The 24,881-nt window shown below is 45.1% G+C and carries 17 protein-coding genes; 9 read left to right on the top strand and 8 right to left on the bottom strand.

All coding sequences use genetic code 11. The annotated features are described in order from the left end of the window. Positions 1 to 167 precede the first annotated feature (167 nt). The 9 genes from ED652_RS03330 to ED652_RS03290 all read left to right on the top strand — a co-directional run bounded on the left by ED652_RS03330 (position 168) and on the right by ED652_RS03290 (position 12,937). A complete protein-coding gene (locus ED652_RS03330; RefSeq protein ID WP_004734532.1) occupies positions 168 to 1,154 on the top strand; it encodes an ABC transporter permease in 987 nt (328 codons plus the stop codon). A 2-nt stretch (positions 1,155 to 1,156) separates the two neighbouring features. Then, positions 1,157 to 2,182 (top strand): ABC transporter permease, encoded by a 1,026-nt coding sequence (locus tag ED652_RS03325; protein WP_122053494.1) that lies wholly within the window; start codon positions 1,157 to 1,159, stop codon positions 2,180 to 2,182. Between the two features lie 2 nt (positions 2,183 to 2,184). Next, positions 2,185 to 3,168 carry an ABC transporter ATP-binding protein gene (locus ED652_RS03320; protein ID WP_122053493.1) on the top strand — a complete coding sequence of 328 codons (984 nt, stop codon included), beginning with the start codon at positions 2,185 to 2,187 and terminating at the stop codon, positions 3,166 to 3,168. Positions 3,169 to 3,255: 87 nt separating this feature from the next. Then, entirely contained in the window at positions 3,256 to 4,251 is a 996-nt protein-coding gene (locus ED652_RS03315) for an ABC transporter ATP-binding protein (protein ID WP_017108741.1), read from the top strand. Positions 4,252 to 4,348: 97 nt separating this feature from the next. Further along, a complete protein-coding gene (locus ED652_RS03310; RefSeq protein WP_122053492.1) occupies positions 4,349 to 6,070 on the top strand; it encodes a glycoside hydrolase family 9 protein in 1,722 nt (573 codons plus the stop codon). A gap of 2 nt (positions 6,071 to 6,072) precedes the next feature. Continuing rightward, positions 6,073 to 6,957 carry an N-acetylglucosamine kinase gene (locus tag ED652_RS03305; RefSeq protein ID WP_122053491.1) on the top strand — a complete coding sequence of 295 codons (885 nt, stop codon included), beginning with the start codon at positions 6,073 to 6,075 and terminating at the stop codon, positions 6,955 to 6,957. A 12-nt stretch (positions 6,958 to 6,969) separates the two neighbouring features. Beyond that, on the top strand, positions 6,970 to 8,916 hold the full coding sequence (locus tag ED652_RS03300) for a beta-N-acetylhexosaminidase (protein WP_122053490.1): 1,947 nt from the start codon (positions 6,970 to 6,972) through the stop codon (positions 8,914 to 8,916). Positions 8,917 to 9,044: 128 nt separating this feature from the next. Next, positions 9,045 to 11,450, top strand: a complete 2,406-nt coding sequence (locus tag ED652_RS03295) for a N,N'-diacetylchitobiose phosphorylase (RefSeq protein ID WP_122053489.1) — start codon at positions 9,045 to 9,047, stop codon at positions 11,448 to 11,450. 74 nt (positions 11,451 to 11,524) lie between these two features. Beyond that, a complete protein-coding gene (locus tag ED652_RS03290) occupies positions 11,525 to 12,937 on the top strand; it encodes a phosphoglucomutase/phosphomannomutase family protein (protein ID WP_122053488.1) in 1,413 nt (470 codons plus the stop codon). Positions 12,938 to 13,073: 136 nt separating this feature from the next. On the opposite strand, the gene ED652_RS03285 is transcribed toward ED652_RS03290, so the two are convergent. The 8 genes from ED652_RS03285 to ED652_RS03250 form a co-directional block, all read right to left on the bottom strand. Beyond that, positions 13,074 to 14,102 carry an ABC transporter ATP-binding protein gene (locus ED652_RS03285; protein WP_122053487.1) on the bottom strand — a complete coding sequence of 343 codons (1,029 nt, stop codon included), beginning with the start codon at positions 14,100 to 14,102 and terminating at the stop codon, positions 13,074 to 13,076. After that, a complete protein-coding gene (locus ED652_RS03280; RefSeq protein ID WP_122053486.1) occupies positions 14,102 to 15,727 on the bottom strand; it encodes an iron ABC transporter permease in 1,626 nt (541 codons plus the stop codon). The genes ED652_RS03285 and ED652_RS03280 overlap by 1 nt, the downstream gene beginning before the upstream one ends. Positions 15,728 to 15,973: 246 nt before the next feature. After that, positions 15,974 to 16,987 carry a Fe(3+) ABC transporter substrate-binding protein gene (locus ED652_RS03275; protein ID WP_017106911.1) on the bottom strand — a complete coding sequence of 338 codons (1,014 nt, stop codon included), beginning with the start codon at positions 16,985 to 16,987 and terminating at the stop codon, positions 15,974 to 15,976. A gap of 296 nt (positions 16,988 to 17,283) precedes the next feature. Next, on the bottom strand, positions 17,284 to 18,513 hold the full coding sequence (locus tag ED652_RS03270) for an ammonium transporter (protein ID WP_017106910.1): 1,230 nt from the start codon (positions 18,511 to 18,513) through the stop codon (positions 17,284 to 17,286). Between the two features lie 27 nt (positions 18,514 to 18,540). Further along, complete coding sequence (gene glnK, locus ED652_RS03265) at positions 18,541 to 18,879, bottom strand: P-II family nitrogen regulator (protein ID WP_004738200.1); 339 nt, start codon at positions 18,877 to 18,879, stop codon at positions 18,541 to 18,543. Positions 18,880 to 19,105: 226 nt separating this feature from the next. Further along, entirely contained in the window at positions 19,106 to 19,474 is a 369-nt protein-coding gene (locus tag ED652_RS03260; RefSeq protein WP_122053485.1) for a YacL family protein, read from the bottom strand. A gap of 211 nt (positions 19,475 to 19,685) precedes the next feature. After that, positions 19,686 to 22,274, bottom strand: coding sequence for a bifunctional aconitate hydratase 2/2-methylisocitrate dehydratase (acnB, locus tag ED652_RS03255; RefSeq protein WP_122053484.1), 2,589 nt, complete (start codon positions 22,272 to 22,274; stop codon positions 19,686 to 19,688). 272 nt (positions 22,275 to 22,546) lie between these two features. Then, a complete protein-coding gene (locus ED652_RS03250; RefSeq protein ID WP_122053483.1) occupies positions 22,547 to 24,880 on the bottom strand; it encodes a patatin-like phospholipase family protein in 2,334 nt (777 codons plus the stop codon). Between the last annotated feature and the right edge of the window lies 1 nt (position 24,881).

Below are 24,881 nucleotides of genomic sequence, written 5' to 3'. Positions count from 1 at the left end.
AATCGTTCAATCTTTGCGGCGTAACTTCTTACGCCGCTTATAAAAATCCCCACACTCTCAATTGAAAGTATGGCGCTAGTCGTCAGGGGATTTTTCGTTCCAAATTTCGCTAGGAGCGACCTGAATCCAGAAACAGGGAAACAATCTGGGTGAGTAAGGTGTGAGTTATGGGTTATTTTTTAAGACGTTTGTCATTTTATTTTGTCGCGCTATTAGTTGCAGCGACGTTAAACTTTATTATTCCAAGAGCAATGCCTGGTGACCCAGTTACCATGATGTTTGCGAACGCTTCTGTACAAGTTACTCCTGAGCGTATTGCTGCAATGAAAGAACTATTAGGCTTCGTTGATGGCGGCTTACTGGTTCAATACGGCGCATACATGAAGAACATTCTAAGCTGGGAGCTTGGTACATCAATCCAGTTCTACCCACTTTCAGTAAACACACTGTTAGGTGGCGCATTCGGTTGGTCGCTTTTCTTAGCTGGCACCGCAGTTATTCTTTCTTTCTCTATTGGTTCAATCCTAGGTATTTTTGCAGCATGGAAACGTGGCAGCAAATACGATGCCTTTGTAACTCCAGGGATGCTTATTCTACAAGCCGTACCTCAAGTTGTTATTGCCATGCTTGCGCTATTTACCTTCGCAATTGGTTTGAAGTGGTTCCCAACCGGCTACGCCTATACCGCAGGTACGATACCTGACTGGACAAGTTGGGCATTCATCAAAGACGTTGCTTACCACGCTTTCTTACCTTTGGTATGTGCTTCGGTTGTTCAAATTGGTGGCTTCCTAGTCAACATGCGTAACAACATGATCAACCTACTCGCAGAAGACTACATCACCATGGCGAAAGGCAAAGGCCTTAGCGAAAACCGAGTGGTATTCAATTACGCAGCTCGCAACGCGATGCTACCAAGTGTGACAGCCCTTTCAATGTCTTTAGGTATGGCAATCGGTGGTCAGTTAATTATCGAAATCATCTTTAACTACCCAGGTCTTGGCAGCGTACTTTTCAACGCAATTAACGCTCGTGACTACCAAGTATTACAAGGCCAACTGCTTATCATGACGCTATTCATGCTGTTCTTTAACCTAGTTGCAGACATGCTTTACGTTGTTCTTGACCCTCGTCTTCGTAAGGGTGGTAAATAATCATGAAAGATATTCTAAAACTCATTTGGCGTAACCCGATGGCCCTAACCGGTGTCATCATCCTAAGTATTTTTATTCTTGGTGCTATTGCTGCTCCATTGATCACCAAACATGTACCAGACAAGCGTACCGGTAATCCACACGAATACCCTGGCTTTGTCGTTAAATCTGCACAAACGAACCCGGATAGCTGGGTTGCTCAAAACCTAGCAGACGACCGCCGCACACTTATCATGTCTAAGAAGGCAGACCACGTACTAGGGACAACTCGTATGGGTCGTGACGTTTGGTCACAAGTGGTATACGGCGCACGCGTATCTCTGGCTGTAGGTTTTGGTGCGGGCCTTACCGTATGTTTACTAGCAACGGTTATCGGTGTTTCTGCAGGCTACTTTGGCGGCCGTGTCGATGACATTTTGACAGCCGCAATGAACATCATGCTGGTTATTCCTCAATACCCATTGCTGTTCGTCGTTGCAGCTTTTATAGGTGAGGCAGGGCCACTCACCATAACCTTAGTTATCGGCTTTATGTCCTGGGCTTGGGGCGCGCGTGTTGTTCGTTCCCAAACCTTGGCACTGCGTGAAAAAGAGTTTGTAAAAGCCGCTGAAGTTTTGGGTGAATCTTCATTCCGTATCATCTTCGTAGAGATTCTGCCAAACCTTATCTCTATCGTTGGTGCGAGCTTCATCGGTTCGGTGATGTACGCAATCATGATGGAAGCTACGATTTCGTTCCTAGGTCTTGGTGACCCGAACACAATCAGCTGGGGCATCATGCTGTACAACGTTCAAACCTCTTCATCAATGTTGATTGGCGCTTGGTGGGAACTGTTGGCTCCTTGTATCGCACTGACACTATTGGTAACTGGCCTTGCACTACTTAACTTCGCTGTCGATGAGATTGCCAATCCACAACTGCGCTCTCACAAAGGTATGAAGCGCTGGAAGAAGCTTGCAGCTCAGGACAAACAAGAACGCGAACCAGAACAACCACCACAAAATGTACTTTGGAGCGGAGATAAATAATCATGTCTGAACCACTAATTTCTATCCGCAACTTATGCGTGGATTACATCACAGAGTCAGGCGATGTGCGTGCGTGTAACAACGTTAGCTTCGATATCGCACCTGGTGAAGTATTTGGTCTAGCCGGTGAATCGGGTTGTGGTAAATCAACCGTTGCTTTCTCGCTAATGCGTCTTCATAAGCCGCCCGCTTACATCAGTGGTGGTGAGGTTATCTTCAATGGTGAAAACATTCTTGAATACAGTGATGACCGTATGCAAGCGTTCCGTTGGAGTGAGATGTCGATGGTATTCCAGAGTGCGATGAACGCACTCAACCCAGTATTACCAATGGAAGAGCAGTTTTGTGACGTAATCATGCGTCACACTAACATGACTCGTGAGCAAGCTAAAAAGCGCGCAGAAGGCCTACTTGAAATTGTAGATATCCACCCTAGCCGTTTGAGTGACTACCCTCACCAATTCTCTGGTGGTATGCGTCAACGCCTAGTTATTGCTATCGCGTTAGCACTGAATCCAAAACTGATCATCATGGATGAGCCAACAACAGCACTCGATGTGGTTGTACAACGCGAAATCCTACAAAAGATCTATGCGCTAAAAGAAGAGTTTGGTTTCTCGATTCTGTTCATCACCCACGACTTGTCGTTGATGGTCGAGTTCTCTGACCGCATCGGCATCATGTACTCAGGTGAACTGATCGAAGTCGCTAACTCACAAGATATTCTAGAAAACCCTTACCACCCTTACACCAAAGGGCTGGGTAGTTCTTTTCCTCCACTAACAGGGCCAAAGACAAAACTAACCGGCATTCCAGGCAACCCTCTGAACTTATTAGAGATTCCTGAAGGGTGTCGTTTCCAAGCTCGTTGTGATCGTGTACATGAAACTTGTACCAAGGTGCCAACTAAGCTGCGTTCTATCGACCCGGGACATTTGTCTAACTGCCACCTGTACGGTGACCCAATAGTACAAAGGAAGCTATAGCTTGCACGCTGATTCAGCGTGAATAACGAATAAGGCGGCTTGACCGCCGAAATGCAAGCAAAGCGAATAAGGATTCTGGAGACAATTATGAGCAAAGATTTCGGTCAATTATTGGTAGAAGGCAAGAATGTCGTAAAAGACTTCCCAATAAGCAGTACCACCATTCAAACCCCAATGATGCGTGCGATTAACGACGTGTCATTCAAGATGTACAAAAGCCGCGGTCTAGCTGTGGTTGGTGAGTCTGGTTCAGGCAAATCAACAACAGCAAAAATGATCGCAAAAATGTACGCGCCTTCGGGCGGCACGATCGAATACAAAGGTCGTGATATCCAAGAGATCTCAAGCAGAAAAGATCTTATGCATTACCGTGAAGGCGTGCAGATGGTATGGCAAGACCCGTTTGGTTCCCTGAACCCGACACATAACATCTTCCACCACATTGCTCGCCCATTGTTGATCCACAAAAAAGTATCTCCAGGCAACAAGAAAGAGTTACAGGAACGTGTGTACGATCTTCTAGAGCAAGTGGGCCTAGTACCGCCGCAAGCAACAGCAGAAAAATACCCTCACCAACTTTCAGGTGGTCAACGTCAACGTGTCAACCTAGCCCGTAATATCGCGGTAGGTGCAGAGGTTGTATTAGCCGATGAACCAACATCGATGCTTGATGTATCCATTCGTGCTGGTGTTTTGAACCTGATGGAAGAGATGAAGTTTGAGAAGCAAATGTCTCTGCTTTACATCACTCACGATATCGCAACGGCTCGCTACATCGCTGAAGATATTTCCGTAATGTACGTTGGACACATGGTGGAATGGGGCGATACCGATGACGTGATTGCGAACCCTCAACACCCTTACACCCAACTGCTTGTTTCTGCGGTTCCAGACCCTAAGAAGTCTATCCACGACCAACTAGCAGGTAACAAAGGCGAGATCCCTCTTTGGACACCAGTATCAGCAGGTTGCCCATTTGCAGGCCGTTGTACTCACGCAATGGACAAGTGTAAAGAGCAATTACCGGGTGTCACTCAACTCGCAGATAACCACTTTGTGCGTTGTTACCTACACGAAAGCTAAGCAATAAATGCCCGTTAGGGTCTGCGGACCCTAACTATTTATCCTAAAAAATTTCAGGTACCTAGCCATAAGAAACTAGGACTTTTGGAGAACATTGATGCTGTTATTGACCAACCATATTGGCTACGAATCCACGGCTCCAAAGCAAGCTATCCTGCAAACAAAGAAAGCTCGCTTATCAAGTACGACTGCACTTTTGGTGTGTGCCGACAACCATATTACCGTGGGTAACTTCGATGTTGTAAAGCAAGGCCGCGTAGCAAATTGGCATCAAGGGCAATTCTTCACTATTGATTTCAGTTCATTCACAGAAGCTGGTCGCTACTATCTACGTTTTGACAACCTACGCTCTGAAGTATTTGAGATTGGTAGTAACCTATTAATGAACCAAACGTTTTCTGATGTGCTTCATTACTTTAAGTCACAACGTTGTGGCGGTACTTTCGACAAAAAAGATCGACAAGCACAGATTCTAGGTACCGACAGATACGTCGATGTTCATGGCGGTTGGTACGACGCATCGGGTGATGTAAGTAAGTACTTTAGCCACCTATCTTATGGTAACTACCTCAATCCTCAACAGATTCCGATGGTTGTTTGGAACATGCTTAAAAGCGTGCGCTTAACCTGCAATAACCCAGACTTCCCGAAATTCTCCATGACCCGTTTGACGGAAGAAGCCCTATTCGGCGCAGATTTCCTAGTGCGCATGCAAGACGCGGCTGGATACTTCTATATGACAGTATTCGATAAGTGGAGCAAAGATATCAATCAGCGCGACATCTGCGCATACGCCACTCAAGAAGGTCATAAATCAACGGACTTACAGGCGGGCTACCGACAAGGTGCAGGTGTTGCTATTGCAGCATTGGCCGCAGCTTCTGAACTTGAAACTTCTGGCAGTTACTCTAGCCAAACCTATCTTGATACAGCTGCGAAAGGTTACTGGCATCTAAAAGAATACAACCTGCAGTACCTAAACGATGGTGAAGAAAACATCATCGATGAGTATTGCGCCCTGCTCGCTGCCAATGAGTTATATCGAGTTACGCAAGATTCTCAATATCTATCAGAAGCAAGATCTTGGGCTAATCGCTTGATCTCTCGTCAGCGATCCGATGACTCGTTTACACATTTTTGGTCGGCAAATTCTGATGGATCTCGCCCTTATTTCCATGCAGCAGAAGCTGGTCTTCCGGTGATTGCGTTGTGTGAATACATCGACAATGAAATTGACCTCAAGTTAAAAGAACAAGCACGAGTTGTGGTTGAACAAGCTTGTCAGTTCGAAATCAACATTACCGACAAAGTCACCAACCCATTCGGCTACCCAAGACAGTACGTTAAATCTGTTGATGGTGATAAGCGCGACGCATTTTTCGTCGCTCAACAAAACGAAACCGGTTACTGGTGGCAAGGTGAAAACGCACGTCTTAGCTCAATTGCGACCATGGCGTACATGGTGCAACCACACATTAAGGACGCAGATCTTCAGAAGCGCCTAATTCAGCTTTCACAAAACAGCCTTGATTGGATCTTGGGGCTCAACCCATATCACATGTGTATGCTCGATGGTCACGGCCATAACAACCCAGATTACCTACCACAGCTTGGTTTCTTCAATGCAAAAGGGGGGGTCTGCAACGGCATCACAGCAGGCTTTGACGATGAACAAGACATCGCATTCAACCCACCAGCACAGAAAGACGACATGCTTCAAAACTGGCGCTGGGGTGAGCAATGGATCCCTCACGGCGCTTGGTTCCTATTGGCAACGGCTGCGCAATTCAACTTCCTCGCGCAAAGTAAGGAGCAATAATCATGACTCTTTACTACGTAGGTATTGATGGAGGCGGTACATCTTGTCGGGCTCGAATTCGAGATGCCCAAGGCAAATTCATTGGTGAAGCAAAGAGTGGCAGTGCCAACATTTTATTGGGTGTTGATGTTGCGATGAACTCTATCGTTGATGCAATTACCCAAGCTGCTCAGCAAGGACAACTCGACTCAAATCATTTGTCAAACATGCATGTAGGGTTAGCATTGGCTGGTGCAGAGCAAAAGTCGGCATGGCTCGACTTCATGGCACAGACACACCCTTTCGCAAGCATGACACTAAATACCGACGCTTACGGCGCTTGCATTGGTGCTCATAATGGCCAAGACGGTGCAATCATGATCGGTGGCACCGGTTCGTGCGGCATCTACTTAAACAACGGCGAGCAACATGTGGTTGGCGGTCGTGAATTCCCAATTTCAGACCAAGGCGGCGGCGCAGTGATGGGCCTTCGTTTAATTCAGCAAGTTCTACTCGCTGAAGATGGTATTCGTAACAAGACTCCTTTGACCAAACACGTTATGAATCATTTCAATAATGATGTTGATGCGATCGTGGCATGGTCGAAAGGCGCAATTCCAAAGGATTACGGGCAATTCTCACCAGTCATTTTTCAACTAGCAAATGAAGGCGATGAACTGGCGATTGAGATGCTCAAGCAAACCGCAGCAGACATCGAAATGTTTGTCTTGGCACTTCATCGAAAAGGCGCTGACAAGGTGTGCTTAATGGGAAGCATTGCTGAACGCATTCTCAATTGGTTATCACCTCCGGTACAGCAATGGATCGTTAAACCTCAATTTGACGCTATCGAAGGCGCATTGATGTTTGCCGGAAAACCACAACACAACTTGTATCAACAGGCTTAGCAGGGAAGTTATATGAATTATCGCATCGACTTAGCTGTTCTTTCTGAACAAAAAAATAACTGCCGATTTGGCCTTACGGTACATAACTTAAGTGACCTCGACGTAAAAGATTGGTCACTGCATTTTGCCTTTGACCGATTCATCCTTCCAGAGAGTTTGTCGCAAGGAGAACTGACTCAAGTTGGCAGCTTTTGCTCGTTCAAACCAAGTTCTTCAGTATTAAAGGCCAATAACCATTACTACCTTGAATTCAGTATTCAAAGCGCCCCATTCCGCTTCTATTCGGATGGCTTGAATGATGCCTTTATCCAATCACATCACCAAGGAGAAACATCGGTACTGCCTGTTGCTATATCACCGATTGTTTTAGCTTCGCCATATCGTGAACGCAATCAAATTCCTGAAGTGAGCGCAGCTGAAGTGGCATTAATTCCTCAACCAAATCAGATCGAATTTCAGCAAGGTAATTTCGCGCTAAGCAGCGAATGCAACGTTGAAATTCAATCTCACCTTGCTGATAAAGCAGTGTCTTGGCTGCAACAAGAATTGCTCTCTACCTTTGAAATATCTCTTTCGAATGAGCTTTCAACTGAACTTTCAAAAGGCGAAAGCGGCGACATTCTATTTCGCAGCAATCCGACTTTAGATGAAGCCGAGTACAAGCTCACCATCACGACACAACAGATAATGGTTGAATCAGGCAGCCAGTCGGGCTTCACACACGCCGTGGCAAGCTTGATTCAATTGGTACAGCAACTGGACGCCGAGATCTTCTCTGTACCATGTTGCAAAATCGCCGATCAACCTCGTTTCAAGTACCGCGGTATGATGTTGGACTGCGCTCGTCACTTCCACTCGGTAGAGCAAGTGAAGCGTCTAATCAACCAATTGGCGCACTACAAGTTCAACGTATTTCATTGGCACCTAACTGACGATGAAGGTTGGAGAATTGAGATTAAGAGCCTGCCTCAGCTGACTGAAATCGGCGCTTGGCGCGGTCCTGATCATGCATTAGAGCCACAATACACGCACCTTGCTGAAAACTACGGCGGCTTCTACACACAGCAACAGATTCGTGAAGTGATTGAATACGCAGAACAACGCAGCATCACGGTGATCCCTGAAATCGATATCCCAGGACACTGCCGCGCCGCGATCAAATCACTGCCTAAGATGTTGGTAGAGCAAGCAGACACCACACAATACAAGAGTATTCAGCACTACAACGACAACGTGCTAAACCCAGGCTTGCCAGGTACTTATCAGTTCCTAGATGCTGTGATTGAAGAAGTCGCAGAGCTATTCCCTAGCGAATTGATTCACATGGGCGCAGATGAAGTACCACCGGGCGTGTGGACCAACAGCCCTGCCGCTCAAGCTTTGATGAAGGAACATCAATATCAAGACAGCAAAGACCTACAAGGCCACCTATTCCGCTATGCCGAGAACAAGCTTAAGCAGTTAGGCAAGCGCATGGTGGGCTGGGAAGAAGCACAACACGGCAACAAAGTCAGTAAAGAGACCATCATCTACTCGTGGCTCAGTGAAGAAGCAGCAGTGAATTGCGCTCGCCAAGGCTTTGATGTGGTGCTGCAACCAGCACAGTTTACCTATCTCGACATGACCCAAGATTATGCACCGGAAGAGCCGGGCGTCGATTGGGCTGCCGTCATCCCATTAGAACAAGCTTATACCTACGAAGCGCTTGCTGAAATATCCGACACCGACCCAATTCGTAAGCGGATCCGCGGAATTCAGTGTGCTCTATGGTGTGAGATCGTCACCAATCAAAAGCGTATGGATTACATGGTATTTCCAAGAATTAGCGCTTTAGCTGAAGGATGTTGGACACATAAAAACAACCGAAACTGGCTAGATTATCTATCTCGCCTAAAGGGCCACCTGCCATTACTCGACAGACTCAATGTTGATTATCGCAACCCTTGGAAAGCTCAATAAAACAAAACCAAAGCGACACTCATATCGAGTGGGTGCTGACTCAAATTAAGGTGCTCAGTCAGATAAGACTCAGCATCACTATTTAAAAATTAGCTGCATAGATGCAGTTTGTTAAAAAGGAAATGACAATGAAATACGGCTATTTCGATAACGACAATCGCGAATACGTCATCACTCGCCCTGATGTACCAGCACCTTGGACCAACTACCTAGGTACTGAAAAGTTTTGTACCGTGATTTCGCACAATGCGGGCGGTTACTCGTTCTACAATTCTCCGGAATACAACCGTGTTACTAAGTTCCGTCCAAACGGCACATTCGACCGTCCAGGGCACTATGTTTACCTGCGTGATGATGAGACCGGTGATTACTGGTCTATCTCTTGGCAGCCAGTGGCAAAAAGCCTAGATGAAGCGAACTACGAAGTTCGTCATGGTCTGTCATACTCAAAGTTCAAATGTGAATACAGCGGTATTACGGCAACTAAAACGCTATTCGTACCTAAGGGCGAAGATGCGGAAGTTTGGGATGTAGTACTAAAGAACAACACTGACAAGCCAAGAACCATCAGCACTTTCTCATTTGTTGAGTTCTCTTTCAGTCATATTCAATCAGATAACCAGAACCATCAGATGTCTCTGTACTCTGCGGGTACGTCTTACCAAGAAGGAGTTCTGGAATACGACCTGTACTACAACACCAACGACTTTGAAGGCTTCTACTACCTAGCATCTACCTTTTCGCCAGACAGCTACGACGGACAACGTGACAACTTCCTTGGCATGTACCGTGACGAAGCAAACCCAATCGCGGTTGAAAATGGCAAGTGTTCTAACAGCGCTCAAACCTGTTACAACCACTGTGGTTCTCTGCATAAGCAATTTACAATTCAACCGGGTGAAGAGGTTCGCTTTGCGTACGTACTAGGTATCGGCAAAGGCAACGGTGAGCGCCTACGTAAGAAGTACCAAGACACAGCCAACGTAGATGCGGCTTTCCAAGGTATCAAAGATCACTGGGATGAACGCTGCAACAAGTTCCAAGTTAAGTCTCCAAACGAAGGCTTAGACACCATGATCAACACGTGGACACTATACCAAGCAGAAACTTGTGTAGTTTGGTCGCGCTTTGCATCCTTCATTGAAGTTGGCGGTCGTACAGGTCTTGGTTACCGTGATACTGCGCAAGATGCGATTTCAGTGCCTCATGCCAACCCACAAATGACCAAGAAACGTATTATCGACCTGCTTCGCGGCCAAGTGAAAGCGGGCTACGGGCTACACTTGTTCGATCCTGACTGGTTCGATCCAGAGAAAGCCGACGTTGAGCCTTCAAAATCACCAACGGTTGTTCCAACGCCGTCAGACGACGACAAGATCCACGGCATTGACGATACCTGTTCTGATGATCACTTGTGGATCGTACCAACCATCATCAAGTACGTGATGGAAACGGGTGAACACGATTTCTTTGACGAAGTGATTCCATACGCAGACGGTGGCGAAGCGACCGTTTACGAACACATGAAAGCCGCACTGAACTTCTCTGCAGAATATGTTGGTCAAACGGGTATCTGTAAGGGTCTTCGCGCAGACTGGAATGACTGTTTGAACCTAGGTGGCGGTGAATCTTCAATGGTTTCATTCCTACACTTCTGGGCGCTACAAGAATTCCTAGATCTTGCTAAGTTCCGTAATAACGACGCTGATGTCGCTAAATATACAGAAATGGCAGCTAACGTTCGTGAAGCGTGTGAAACGCACCTTTGGGATGACGAAGGTGGCTGGTACATCCGTGGTCTGACTAAAAATGGCGACAAGATCGGTACAGCACAACAAGCTGAAGGTCGTGTACACCTTGAGTCAAACACGCTAGCGGTTCTCTCTGGCGCGGTCTCTCAAGAGCGTGGCGAGAAAGCGATGGACGCTGTTGATGAAAACCTTTTCTCTGAATACGGCTTACACCTAAACTCTCCTTCATTCGCAACACCAAACGATGATATCGGCTTTGTGACTCGCGTTTACCAAGGCGTTAAAGAGAACGGCGCTATCTTCTCTCACCCAAACCCATGGGCTTGGGTAGCAGAAGCGAAGCTAGGCCGTGGTGACCGTGCGATGAAATTCTACGACGCTCTAAACCCATACAACCAAAATGACATGATTGAAACACGCTACGCAGAACCATACTCGTACGTGCAGTTCATCATGGGTAAAGACCACCAAGACCACGGCCGTGCAAACCACCCTTGGTTAACAGGTACGTCGGGTTGGGCTTACTTTGCGGTAACCAACTTCATTCTTGGTGTTCGCACAGGCTTTGAAGGTTTAACCGTAGATCCTTGTATCCCAACTGATTGGCCAGAATTCGAGGTAACTCGTCAATGGCGCGGTGCGACTTACAACATCAAAGTTCAAAACCCGAATTCAGTAAGTAAGGGCGTTGCCTCTATCACGATTAACGGTGAGCAGATTGAAGGCGCAATCCCAGTAAAAGCAGAAGGCAGCGTGAACGAAGTCATCGTTGTACTCGGCTAATCACTTAATTTGATGAACAGCTCCTATCTCAAGCATTTACTGGCTTGAGATAGTGAGACTAAAAGGATTTTCTAATGATTAAATTTGGTACTGGCGGCTGGCGCGCATTTATTGGTGAAGAGTTCACCAGAGAAAACGTCCGCTTAGTGGCACAAGCACTCTCTAACATCATCAATAATGAAGATGCAGCGAAAAATGGCTTCGTTATCGGATATGACCGCCGCTTCCTTTCAGATAAAGCCGCGTGCTGGTTTGCTGAAGTATTGGCCGCTAATAACATCAAAGTGAGCTTTATCGACAAGTTCGTTCCGACTCCTATCGTGATGTTCCAAGCGAAGGAAATGGGATGTGTTTACTCTGCGTGTATTACCGCTTCTCACAACCCAGCGGACTATAACGGCATAAAGATCTTCATTGAAGGTGGCCGTGATGCTGACGAGATCATCACAGAAAAGATCGAACAACAGATTTCGACTTTAACCAGTGAAGATGTCATCAGAGTCGATTTTGAACAAGCATTGAACGACAAAGAAATTGAAATCATCAATCCGATGAACGCCTTTGTTGACTCGATCATTAACGCTATTGATATCGAATCGATTAAACAAGCCAACCTAAGAGTCCTGATCGACCCAATGTTTGGTGTAGCGAAAAACGCACTGCAAACCGTATTAATCAGCGCTCGCTGTGATGTTGATGTAATCAATGATGGTAAAAACCCAGACTTTGGCGGCTTGATGCCTTCTCCAAGTGCAGCAACGCTGTATCGCTTGAAGCACTTAGTTGCGGCAGAAGGTTACGACATTGGTATTGGTACTGATGGCGATGCCGACCGCTTGGGCATCATCGACGAAAAAGGTCACTTCATTCACCCTAACGAAGTGCTGCTACTTCTTTACTACTACTTGCTTGAATATAAGGGCTGGAAAGGCTCTGTCGTTCGTAACATCGCAACCACACACCTGCTTGATAAAGTCGCTGCGGATCATGGTGAAAAGAGCTTTGAGGTTCCTGTAGGCTTTAAGCATATCAGTTCTCAAATGGAAGCCGACGACTCACTGATTGGTGGCGAAAGTTCGGGTGGTTTAACCATTCGTGGTCACATCAAAGGTAAGGATGGCGTATTCGCATCAAGCTTATTGGTTGAGATGATCAGTGTGACAGGTAAGAAGCTCTCTGAGTTGCTTGATGAAATCTACTCTAAGTATGGTTATGCGTATACGGCGGAAGGGGATTGCAAATTCAAACCTTCAGAGAAAGAAGCGCTCTACATCAAGATCTACGTAGAGAAACAACTGCCTGAATTTGAATACGAAATTGAAAAAGTCAGCTATGAAGATGGCGCTAAGGTTTACTTCAAGAATGGCGGCTGGGTGATTGCTCGTTTCTCAGGAACTGAGCCATTGCTACGAATCTTCGCAGAAATGGAAGATAAAGACACTGCAGAACATGTTCTTCAAAAAGTGAAAGACTTCCTCTCTCTATAGGCTTATAGAGTGCAGCAGTTTTGTATAGGATTTAACAAATCACTGCCTTGTTAACGCCTATAAGTGAAGAACTCTTGCCCAGTACTTGATTAAAGTGCTGGGCTTTTTTGTCACTATAATTTCGAGTTGGGCTTTGTTAGAACGCCAATACGCCTTTGGTGTCGACTTTAACCGTTACTGGCATACCGAACTCAAGTGCTTCTGAAGACGTTGCCAATAATTTCTGGCCATTAGCTTCAATCACGTAACGACAGTGGTCACCCATAAACTGCTGTTCTAATACTGAAAGGTTACTGTCGACATCGTGGCTCGCCACAATGTGTTGAGGTCTTAACAACAACGCACATTCAGCACCAATTTCAATCTGAGTCTGCGCTTTCGCTTCAATCAAACCTAAGCTTGTCTCAAACTCATGTTCAGAAATACGTTGTGCACCTAAATAACTACCGCCGCCCAAGAAATCAGCAACAAACTTGCTTGATGGGTGGAAGTACAGTTCTGACGCCGAGCCGTATTGTTCGATGACACCATGATTCATTACTGCCATCTTGTCAGCAAAAGCAAACGCTTCTTCACGACTGTGAGTCACAAAAATAGCCGTCACACCCTGCTTCTTAAAGATTTTACGAATCTGAGAAATCAACTCATGACGTACTTGGGTATCAATGTTAGAAAACGGTTCATCCAATAGCAGTAAGTCTGGCTTATATGCCAAAGAACGCGCAATCGCAACACGTTGCTGTTGTCCACCAGATAGCTGATGAGGATAACGATCGCCAAATTGGTCAAGATGAACAAGCTCAAGCATCTCTTGAACTTTCGCAGTCTTATCTTGCTCAGACATATCGCGTAGACCAAATGCCACGTTCTGATTCACGGTGAGGTGTGGAAACAGAGCATAATCTTGGAAAATCATTCCAATGTTACGCTGCTCTGGCGGCAACCAATTCGCAGCGTCATCAATAACTTGGCAATTCAAGCTCATAACGCCACTACTCAATGGAAGCAGACCTGCAATCGCTTTAAGCAGCGTCGTCTTACCACATCCACTGGCACCAAGCAGACAAACAATTTCACCATGCTCAACTTCTAAAGAAAGAGATTCCAAAATAGTTTGGGACTCGTACTTACAAATCAGATCTTTAATTGATAATGCACAACTCATTAGTGTTTCTGCTCCAAGGAACGGTTTACGATGATCAGCGGAATTAAACCCACCAAGACTAACAACACAGCAGGCATGGCTGCTAATTCAAGATGCTCATCTGACGCATAGTTATAAACATAAGTCGCGAGCGTTTCGAAATTGAAAGGACGCAGCAACAATGCCGCATTCAACTCTTTCATTGATTCGATAAACACCAATAAGCCTGCAATCAGTGCACCACGCTTAATCAGAGGGAGATGTACACGACGTAACATCTGATTGGTATTACAACCCATTGTTTTAGATGCCATATCCAATGACGGTGACACCTTACTTAAGCTACTTTCGATACTACCAATAGCAACAGCAGAAAAACGCACCACCATGGCAAATATCAGCGCAAACATAGAACCAGAGAAGATCAAACCAGGTCTGCCCCACTCCATCGCTTTCGCTATGTCATTAACTAAGTGGTCCATGAACAGTACAGGCACCATGACACCTATCGCCAACACGGTTCCAGGAACCGCATAGCCCATAGATGCGAATCTCATGTAAGCTAGGTTTTTCTTACCTGGGCTAACACGTTGATTAAAGTTAACAATCAACGCAACGAGCACACCAATAATCGCTGCAACAACAGAGACGTAGAGGCTATTAAGCGCATACTCTCTGAACTCTGGGGTCCAGCTTTGGGCAAAATACTTGTAGGCATATATGACCAACTGCGCGAGAGGGAATAAGAACGCAATACACACCAATCCCCAACACCAAAATAGTGCCAACCACTTCTTCCAACCAATTAGCTCATAACGAAAGTCTTCACGGCTACTGAACTGATTCTGAAATAATTTCTGCTTACGACGGCTGTATCGCTCGGTACTCAATAATAGAATGACGATAACCAGCATGATTGCCGATATTTTTGCTGCGGCCGTTAAGCTCGAATAGCCTAACCAAGTATCGTAAACCGCTGTCGTTAATGTGTTTACAGCAAAGTAACTCACGGTACCGAAGTCACCGATGGTTTCCATCGCAACAAGAGACAAACCGACCGCCATCGAAGGGCGCACGAGCGGTAATGAAATACGACGAAAGCTTTCCCAAGGAGAGCACTTTAACAAGCGAGCGGATTGTAATAGAGATACGTTTTGCTCCATGAATGCCGCACGGCAGAGCAAATAAATATAAGGGTAAAGAACGAGAGACAGAACAATAATAGCACCGGACAAGGTTCTAATATCAGGGAACCAATACTCACCAGGCCCCCAGCCCGTTAGATCTCGCAAGAGAATTTGAACAGGGCCAGCAAAGTCAAACCAATCGGTAAAGATATAACCCACGATATAACCAGGCATTGCTAATGGCAGCACGAGCGCCCATTGCAAAACACGCTCTCCAGGGACACGGCACATTGCCATAATCCATGCAGATGGAATACCAAAAATTAAAGACAGGAACATGGTTCCTATGACTAAAACCACCGTATTGTAGGCATAGGTGGGCATTACTGTGGACATCAGATGAGAAAATAGCTCATCGGTTTCTCCAACAGCAGTCGTGAATATCGCTAAGATTGGTAAAACGAGTAGTACAGCGATTATGCCGCTACTGGTGTTCCATAAATAATTCTTTTCTTTCATCGCCTAACTACAACGAGGCTTAATGAAATACATATGCATTTGCAAATACATCTCATGTCCTTTTAATGGTGGGGTTATTTATACCCATATACTCTAATGACTTCAAGGTGAGATGCACATAACTCAAGGGATCAACAGAGAGCTTTGTATCAAAAAGTGATTTCCCAAAAACAAACAACCCCAAGTGGCCAAAAAGTAGCAACTTGAGGTTGTAATTTTATGCGGGCCGAAGCCTACAATAATAAATTATAGATCGAACTTAACTTCATCTAATAGCTTGATTGCAGCCGCGTGGTGGTTTGCAATTTCATCTAGAGAAATAGTATCTGCTTTGAACTCACCCCATGAAGCAACAAGCTCAGAAGGCTTAACATCTGCTTTCACTGGGTATTCGTAGTTCACTTCTGCGTACATGCTTTGTGCAGTATTACCAGATAGGAATTCCATCAGCTTAACGGCATTCTCTTCGTTTGGAGAGTATTTAGCCATCGCCATACCAGAGATGTTTACGTGAGTACCGGTTGTCTCTTGGTTAGGGAAGTTAATGTAAACAGAGTCAGCCCAAGCTTTTTGCTCTTTATCATTAATCATTTTGCCTAGGTAGTAGCTGTTACCAAGAGCAACATCACATAGACCTTCTTTAATCGCTTTAACTTGTGCGCGGTCGTTACCTTGAGGCTTACGTGCTAGGTTTGCTTTTACGCCTTCTAGCCACTCTTTCGTTTCAGCTTCACCTTTGTGAGCAATCATCGAAGAAACAAGAGAAACATTGTATGGGTGCTTACCGCTACGTGTACAGATTTTGCCTTTAAACTCAGGCTTAGTTAGATCTTCATAAGTGAACTCTTCACCTAGACGACCAACACGGTCACGTGAAGAATAAACGCTACGTGTACGAGTTGTTAGAGCAAACCACTCGTTAGCAGTATCTTGGTACTGAGCAGGGATGTTCTTTTCAAGTACATCGCTTTCAACTGATTGAACTAGACCTTGTTTAGTTAGCTCAGATAAACGGCTGATATCGACAGTTAAGACAACATCAGCAGGGCTGTATTCACCCTCTTGAGCTAACTTCTCTGCTAAACCTTTTTTAGCAAACTTAACGTTTACTTTAATGCCAGTCTCTTTCGTGAACTCTTTGAACATTGGCTCAACAAGGAAAGGTTGGCGGTAAGAGTATACATTTACTTCTTCCGCAGCCATTGCTGTTGGGGCAATTACGCCACACGCTAGAGCTGAAAGTGTTAGCAGTTTCTTCATTTTAAAATCCTTTATATCGAAATGATAATGTCTATCAGTTGCGTTATTATATTCATCATTAACATAATTACAATGACGACCGACAAAAAATCCGTCTACTCAGACCATTTAAACTCTCAGTTTTGTAACAAAGCATTTCAGTAATTATGCTCGTCATAAGGCTTTCACATAGCTCCTGTAACCATGACAAGCTCGCTTACAATGTTCTGCTCCAAATACAACAAAACCCCACAACAATTCGTTGCAGGGTTTTCTTTATACTGCCTAACCCATTCAGATTAGGCGGTTACTGTTGGTTATTTTACTGATACAAACTCAGGGTAAGCACCAACACCACAATCGTGCATGTCCATACCTTCAAGTTCTTCATCTTCACTGACACGAATACCGATTGTTGCTTTAAGCACTGCCCATACCGCTAAGCTAGCACCGAATACCCATGCAAAGATAACGGCTGCACCCAGTAGTTGAGCACCAAATGTTGCATCAGCATTGCTTAGTGGAACAGCCATTAGACCGAAGAAACCACATACACCATGCACAGATATAGCACCCACTGGATCATCAATCTTAGCTTTATCTAGGGCAATGATACTGAATACAACCAACGCACCAGATACAGAACCAATCGCTACTGAAAATAGTGGTGATGGAGATAAAGGATCTGCAGTGATTGCTACTAGGCCAGCTAACGCACCGTTCAGAATCATTGTTAAATCAGCTTTGCCCCAAGTCGTTTTACATACTAGTAGTGCTGCAATCGCGCCGGCTGCTGCTGCTGCGTTGGTGTTAAGGAAGATTTGGCCAACCGCTGTCGCGTTCTCAAAGTCAGAAACCATCAGTTGAGAACCACCGTTGAAACCGAACCAACCAAACCAAAGGATAAATGTACCTAGCGTTGCCAGTGGCATGTTTGAGCCAGGAATCGGGTAGATTTCCCCGTTCTTACCATATTTACCTTTACGAGCACCCAGAAGAAGCACACCCGCTAAGGCTGCTGAAGCACCAGCCATATGTACGATACCTGAACCAGCAAAGTCACTGAAACCGGCTTCTGATAGGAAACCACCGCCCCAAGTCCAGTAACCTTCCATTGGGTAGATGAATGCTGTTAGCACGACAGAGAAGATAAGGAATGACCAAAGTTTCATTCGTTCAGCAACCGCGCCTGATACCACAGACATTGCTGTTGCAACGAAAACTACTTGGAAGAAGAAGTCTGATTCTAATGAGTGGTCTGCACCTTCACCTTGAGTACCAATCAGAGTACCAAATGACGGTAACCAGCCACCCTCGCCGTTATCGACATACATAATGTTGTAACCAACGACTAAGAAAGTCGTACAAGCAATTGCGTACAAACAAATGTTCTTAGTTAAAATTTCTGTGGTGTTCTTTGAACGAACGAGACCAGCTTCTAACATCGCGAAGCCTGCAGCCATCCACATGACCAACGCACCTGAAATGAGGAAGAAAAAAGTGTCTAGTGCGTAACGTAGTTCCGTTACTGTTGTTGTAAGTTCCATATTAAAGTCTCCAGTCCTTGTAATTCTTTAAAGTGCTTCAGCATCCATTTCACCGGTACGAATTCGTACGGCTTGGCTTAGGTCATACACAAAAATTTTGCCATCGCCGATTTTTCCAGTGTGTGCCGCTTGGCTAATCGCTTCAACAACTCGGTCAACATTTTCAGCTTGGGTTGCAATCTCTAGCTTTACCTTTGGTAGGAAATCAACTTGGTACTCTGCACCACGATACAACTCCGTGTGTCCTTTTTGACGACCAAATCCTTTTACTTCAGAAACTGTCATACCTTCAATACCAACATCAGAGAGCGCTTCTCGAACATCATCCAATTTAAATGGTTTAACTATGGCGTTTATTAATTTCATATTCTTTCCTTAAATTCTTCACTTAATCCGTTAATACTCTTATTACAATCCAAGTAGCGTGCCAGAAATTTAAGTCATTGATTTTAAATAAAATAGAAACAATACCGTTTTAGAAATGAAAAAGGCCGCACCAATATGGTGCGGCCTTTTCACTATCTTAATGCGTTGCACTGTCGTTGCTCTAGTTTTGGGCAACGAAACTTTCATGATGCAAAACCATTGGCAATTAGTAACCTAGAAAATCAATCCAACGTTCGATTAGCAACTCGAAATCATCGATTCCGCAGCTTGCTTCGCTTTCACAATTATAGAAATCGAACTCACTGCCCTCTTCCATCTCTTGCTCGTGCCCGAGCACATTTTCTTGAATGGTTACGTCGTCTTCATTGATCGCTAGGCTGATCTCTTTGCCTAGTAGCGTCACTTCATTGTTCAGATCTTGTCGAGATTGATCAATCAACGCCATCACATGATCCAGTTTCTGCTTATCTTTCCCGATCTCTTCTTGAAGCCAGCGGCCAACAATTTCATGACCCATGCTGCACTTTACATAGTACTCGCCCATTAAAGTGTTTCGTGTAAATTCAAATTCCATAAAGGCTCCGCGCACTAATGACAGATAGGGTAAAAAATGAGGCGAGAGTATATAGCGAAGTCTATTGGAGATCGAGCTTGATTCCATTCAACATCAAACGAACTATTAGAACGCAGAAACAAAAACGCCTTCTCACAAAGAGAAGGCGTTGTATTAGCAGCGAGTACTTTACTGCAACGCAGTAAGCACTTTATCGCACTCCATTAACCGCTTATGCTGGCTCTTGGAAGATAACCGTGTCTGCTTTGTCCGTGTACTGACCCATTTTATGGAAGTTCAAGTAACGGTAAGTATCGGCAGCGGTTGCATTAATCTTCTCTGCGTACGCTAAGTACTCTTCTTTAGTTGGGATACGACCAAGAATCGCACCAACTGCAGAAAGCTCGGCAGAAGCTAGATAAACGTTCGCACCATTACCCAAACGGTTCGGGAAGTTACGAGTAGACGTAGACATAACTGTCGAAGCGTCAGCAACACGAGCTTGGTTACCCATACATAATGAACAACCCGGAGTTTCAATACGAACCCCAGCACGACCGAAGATGCCGTAGTAGCCTTCTTCTGTCAGTTGGTCTTTATCCATCTTAGTTGGCGGAGCAACCCATAGACGAGTATTCAAAGAACCATTAAACTCTTCAAGCATCTTACCTGCTGCACGGAAGTGACCGATGTTAGTCATACAAGAACCGATGAACACTTCTTGAATCTCAGTACCTTGAACGTCAGAAAGAAGACGAGCATCATCTGGATCGTTTGGTGCACATAGGATTGGCTGATCGATGTCAGCAAGGTCAATCTCGATAACATGAGCGTATTCAGCATCTGAATCAGCAGCAAGTAACTCAGGGTTCGCTAGCCACTCTTCCATTGCCGTAATACGACGCTCGATAGTACGAACATCACCGTAACCTTCAGCGATCATCCACTTAAGCATAACGACGTTCGAGTTCAAGTACTCTTCGATAGACTCTTGAGAAAGCTTAACAGTACAACCAGCAGCTGAACGCTCTGCCGATGCATCTGAAAGTTCAAATGCTTGCTCAACAGACAGGTGGTCAACACCTTCAATCTCTAGTACACGACCAGAGAATTCATTGATCTTACCAGCTTTTTCTACGGTTAGTAGGCCTTGCTTGATACCATAAAGAGGAATGGCATGTACTAGGTCACGTAGCGTGATACCCGGTTGCATTTCGCCTTTAAAGCGAACCAAGATAGATTCAGGCATATCAAGAGGCATAACGCCTGTTGCGGCAGCAAATGCTACCAAGCCAGAACCCGCAGGGAATGAAATACCTAGAGGGAAACGAGTATGCGAGTCACCACCTGTACCTACAGTATCAGGAAGAAGCATACGGTTTAGCCATGAGTGGATAACGCCATCCCCCGGACGAAGTGAAACACCCGCACGGTTCATGATGAAATCAGGTAGCGTATGGTGAGTGTTTACATCAACAGGTTTCGGGTATGCAGATGTGTGACAGAAAGACTGCATTACAAGGTCTGCTGAGAAACCAAGACACGCCAGATCTTTAAGCTCATCACGAGTCATAGGACCGGTCGTATCTTGAGAACCGACTGTCGTCATTTTAGGTTCACAGTACTGACCAGCACGCACACCTTCAACACCACATGCTTTACCTACCATCTTCTGAGCTAGCGTGTAGCCTTTATCAGATGCAGATGGATCGATTGGTTTAGCAAACAGATCCGTTTCAGCTAGACCTAGAGCGTCACGAGCACGACCTGTTAGGCCACGACCAATGATCAGTGGAATACGGCCACCAGCACGCACTTCATCGAGAAGAACTTTGCTTAGCTCAAAGTTTGAAATTACAGAACCGTTCTTGTGAACAACACCTTCGTACGGGTAGATATCAATGATATCGCCCATGTTCATGTCTTGTACGTTCAGTTCAATTGGTAGTGCGCCTGAATCTTCCATTGTGTTGTAGAAGATTGGTGCAATTTTACCACCAAGACAAACACCGCCAGTACGCTTGTTTGGTACGAATGGGATATCTTCACCCATGAACCAAAGTACTGAGTTGGTTGCCGATTTACGTGAAGAACCTGTACCAACAACATCACCAACGTAAGCCAGTGGAATGCCATCTTTTTGCATTTCTTCAATTTGATTGATTGGACCAACGCTACCCTGCTCATCAGGAGTAATGCCATCACGTTCCATCTTCAGCATCGCTTTCGCGTGCACTGGGATATCAGGACGTGACCATGCATCAGGCGCTGGAGATAAGTCATCAGTGTTAGTTTCACCGGTAACTTTAAATACTTTAACGGTGATCTTTTCCGCTACTTTGTTTTTCGCTGTAAACCATTCAGCATCAGCCCAAGACTGAAGAACTTGCTGAGCAGAAGCATTGCCAGCTTTTGCTTTTTCTTCTACGTCGTAGAATGCGTCAAACATCAATAGAGTATGAGAAAGCGCTTTAACAGCGATAGGAGCAAGCTCTGCATCATCCAGTAAAGAAACTAGAGATTCGATGTTGTAACCACCTTGCATTGTGCCAAGTAGTTCCGCAGCTTTAGCTTTGCTTACTAGTGGAGATTCAACTTCACCTTTAGTGATAGCTGTTAGGAAGCCCGCTTTAACGTAAGCAGCTTCATCTACACCTGGTGGAATACGGTTTTCTAGTAGGTCAAGAATAACAGCTTCTTCACCTTGGGGCGGGTTCTTTAAAAGTTCAACTAGGCCTGCTACTTGTTCAGCATCTAATGGTCTAGGAACAACTCCTTCGGCAGCACGCTCTGCGACGTGTTTACGGTAGGCTTCAAGCACGACTTTTTTCCTCTCATTGCGGTTCACTTCTTACCTTCATAATTGTTAGTAAAATAAAGAAGTGAACATCCTTGGAAACTTGGCTCTCCATTGCCATTTTTGTCATTCAATTTGTATTGATGAGCGGCGTCATAGAGGCCAAACTGTGGGCGATAGAATAGCAAATTTAACGTTAAATTAAAATCTTATCATTTTGACCAACATAGCAAGTTAAGACGAAAGTCCCACTATTTTTGCCTAATTACGCAGTTAAACGGCTACTCTACGCATGATTATTTGTAGGAAGTACCGACAATCAAATAGACCGAATCATAGTTATCTTCAGTTCGGCCATAAGCTAAAATGATCGGTCCTATTGGCGAATCGACACCTGCAAAAACAGAACCTGCGGTGTACATTGGTGCTTCATCAATGGTTAAATCATTGTTCGACCAAACACCACCATGTTCTATGGATGCACCTACGTAGAACGGTGATTTAAAGAGGCCGAAGTCATTTTCAAACCACTTATAACGATAGATAAGGCTGGTGTAGGCCAAGTTCTGACCTATCATACTATTCCTTGGAATACCTGACAGGTTTAAGAAACCGCCAAGCTCTTTAGGATCAATAGGAAAAATCGAGTTCTTACTCTCTACAATACCGTAATCAAGCTTTGCGACTAAAGTATGCTTCTCAATACTCTTTGCTGCCATGAAATTAGCCGAAAACTCATAAACAGTATCGCTTTCAGACCCTAGATCCGGGGTATCTCCAGACGTGTTGTCCTCAAAGTCATCATGAGAAACAAGATATTCTAAATCGACAAAGTAACCTTCCGTTGGCAAACTAAAATTATCTAAAGTATCGAGTCGATAACTAATAAACCCGCCTATACGTGTATACGCTCCGTTACCAAAAGATGGTAGCGAAGAAACCTCCAACCCCCCATCAGTATAACGAGCACCAAATTTCAGTTCTTGCCACAACGTCGGTTGATAGCCTAATGCCAATTCACCGACATATTCACTATAAGTCAGTGGGACATAGTCTGTAGTCGCCTCTAATGTCGGCTCTCCAACCTCCCCCTCAACCACTGACAAGTTTCTGTTTTCCTTACTGTAAACAATCGATGCAGAAGTGAACAGTTTTTGACTCGAAAAGAAGGGCGAGTAAAGTTCCGCTTCAATTCGTTTGTCAGTACCCATCTCGACGTTAGTTCTTAGCTCTGCACCATGCTTATTAATATCGGTAAAGTTGGCTGAGACACCGATCGAGTACTGACTGGTAGTCGAGAAATCATCTTCAAGAAAGAATCGAAAGTTGAGGTAGTTTGGACCCCAAGACTTTTCGTTCACATCGACTTGAAGTTGATCTTCACCATCAACATTATCAAACTCATAAGTGACCAATTCAAATCTATCCAGTGCATAGAGATCTTTCACTTTAGATTCGATTTCACTGGTTTTCAAAACCTCACCAGAATCAAGGTTTAAGCGGTTTTCGATCAACTTATCTGAATAGTGGGTGTTGTTATTGATGACGACCCTATCGACGACAGTCTTATCGCCATGTTTCAGCTGTCTGCGTGCTTTTTGTTTGTCCTCGATATAATGCTGATAATCGGCATTTGAGAGCGATAGCTTAGAAAGCTCATCAGTATGCTGCTTAGCGGCTTCATAGCCCGCGAGGAAAGCCGATGGCATTTTATCAAAGTCAGTTGTCCCCATTTGCCCAACATCAGGACGTAGGAAAACATCATCATCCGTCAGTGTTTCAGCTTGCTCTTGAGTGCTGCGTTGGACCAGATAATTAGAGAGTTGGTCAGCTGCCGCTAGAAAATTCGTGAAGTCTTCTTTGCCTTTGTAATTGGTACTGATATCCACCGCAATGACGATGTCCGCGCCCATCGCTCTAGCAACATCGACTGGCATATTATTGGTGACACCACCATCAACCAACATTCGGCCATCTAATTCATAAGGGGGAAGCGCGCCGGGAACTGACATACTGGCCATCATCGCATCAACAAGGTGACCATGGTCGATGACCACTTCTTCAAGCTCAATAATGTCTGTTGCGACTGAACGGTAGGGAATAGCAAGATGGTCAAAAGAATCGAGTGGAGATAGGTTACCTGTGGTCTCACGCAGAATACGCAACATATTCTGACCTTGAACCACGCCTTTCCTAGCTTTGATTTCGCCCCAACCTAAACCGAGATCGGTGTTCAGTTGGTAACGGTCTTCATATTCTTTGTCACGCACTCGGCGATCACTACGGTTAACACGATCACGGTAACCTCGATTCCAATCAACCGTATATATAAAGCTTTCAATCTCATCGGCACTCATCCCTGTCGCATAAAGCCCACCAACGTAAGAACCCATGCTCGTACCGGTGATGTAATCGACCGGAATTTGCATCTCTTCTAAAGCTTTAAGTACACCGATATGAGCTGCACCTTTGGCACCACCACCAGCAAGAACGACAGCTACGGTAGGTCTTTTATGAGCTTGTCCAGCTTGCTGAGATTGTTCAACCAGTGTCACGGTAGATGCAAACAGCTGAAAACTGATCACAGTACCGACAATACCTAAGCCGCTCACTATCCAACGAGAAATCATT

It is taken from the genome of Vibrio sp. Evd11 (assembly GCF_900382755.1).
GTDB classification, from domain to species: domain Bacteria; phylum Pseudomonadota; class Gammaproteobacteria; order Enterobacterales; family Vibrionaceae; genus Vibrio; species Vibrio lentus.
Note: the sequence above shows the minus strand (reverse complement) of the source record. Positions and strands in the feature narration are given on the sequence as shown.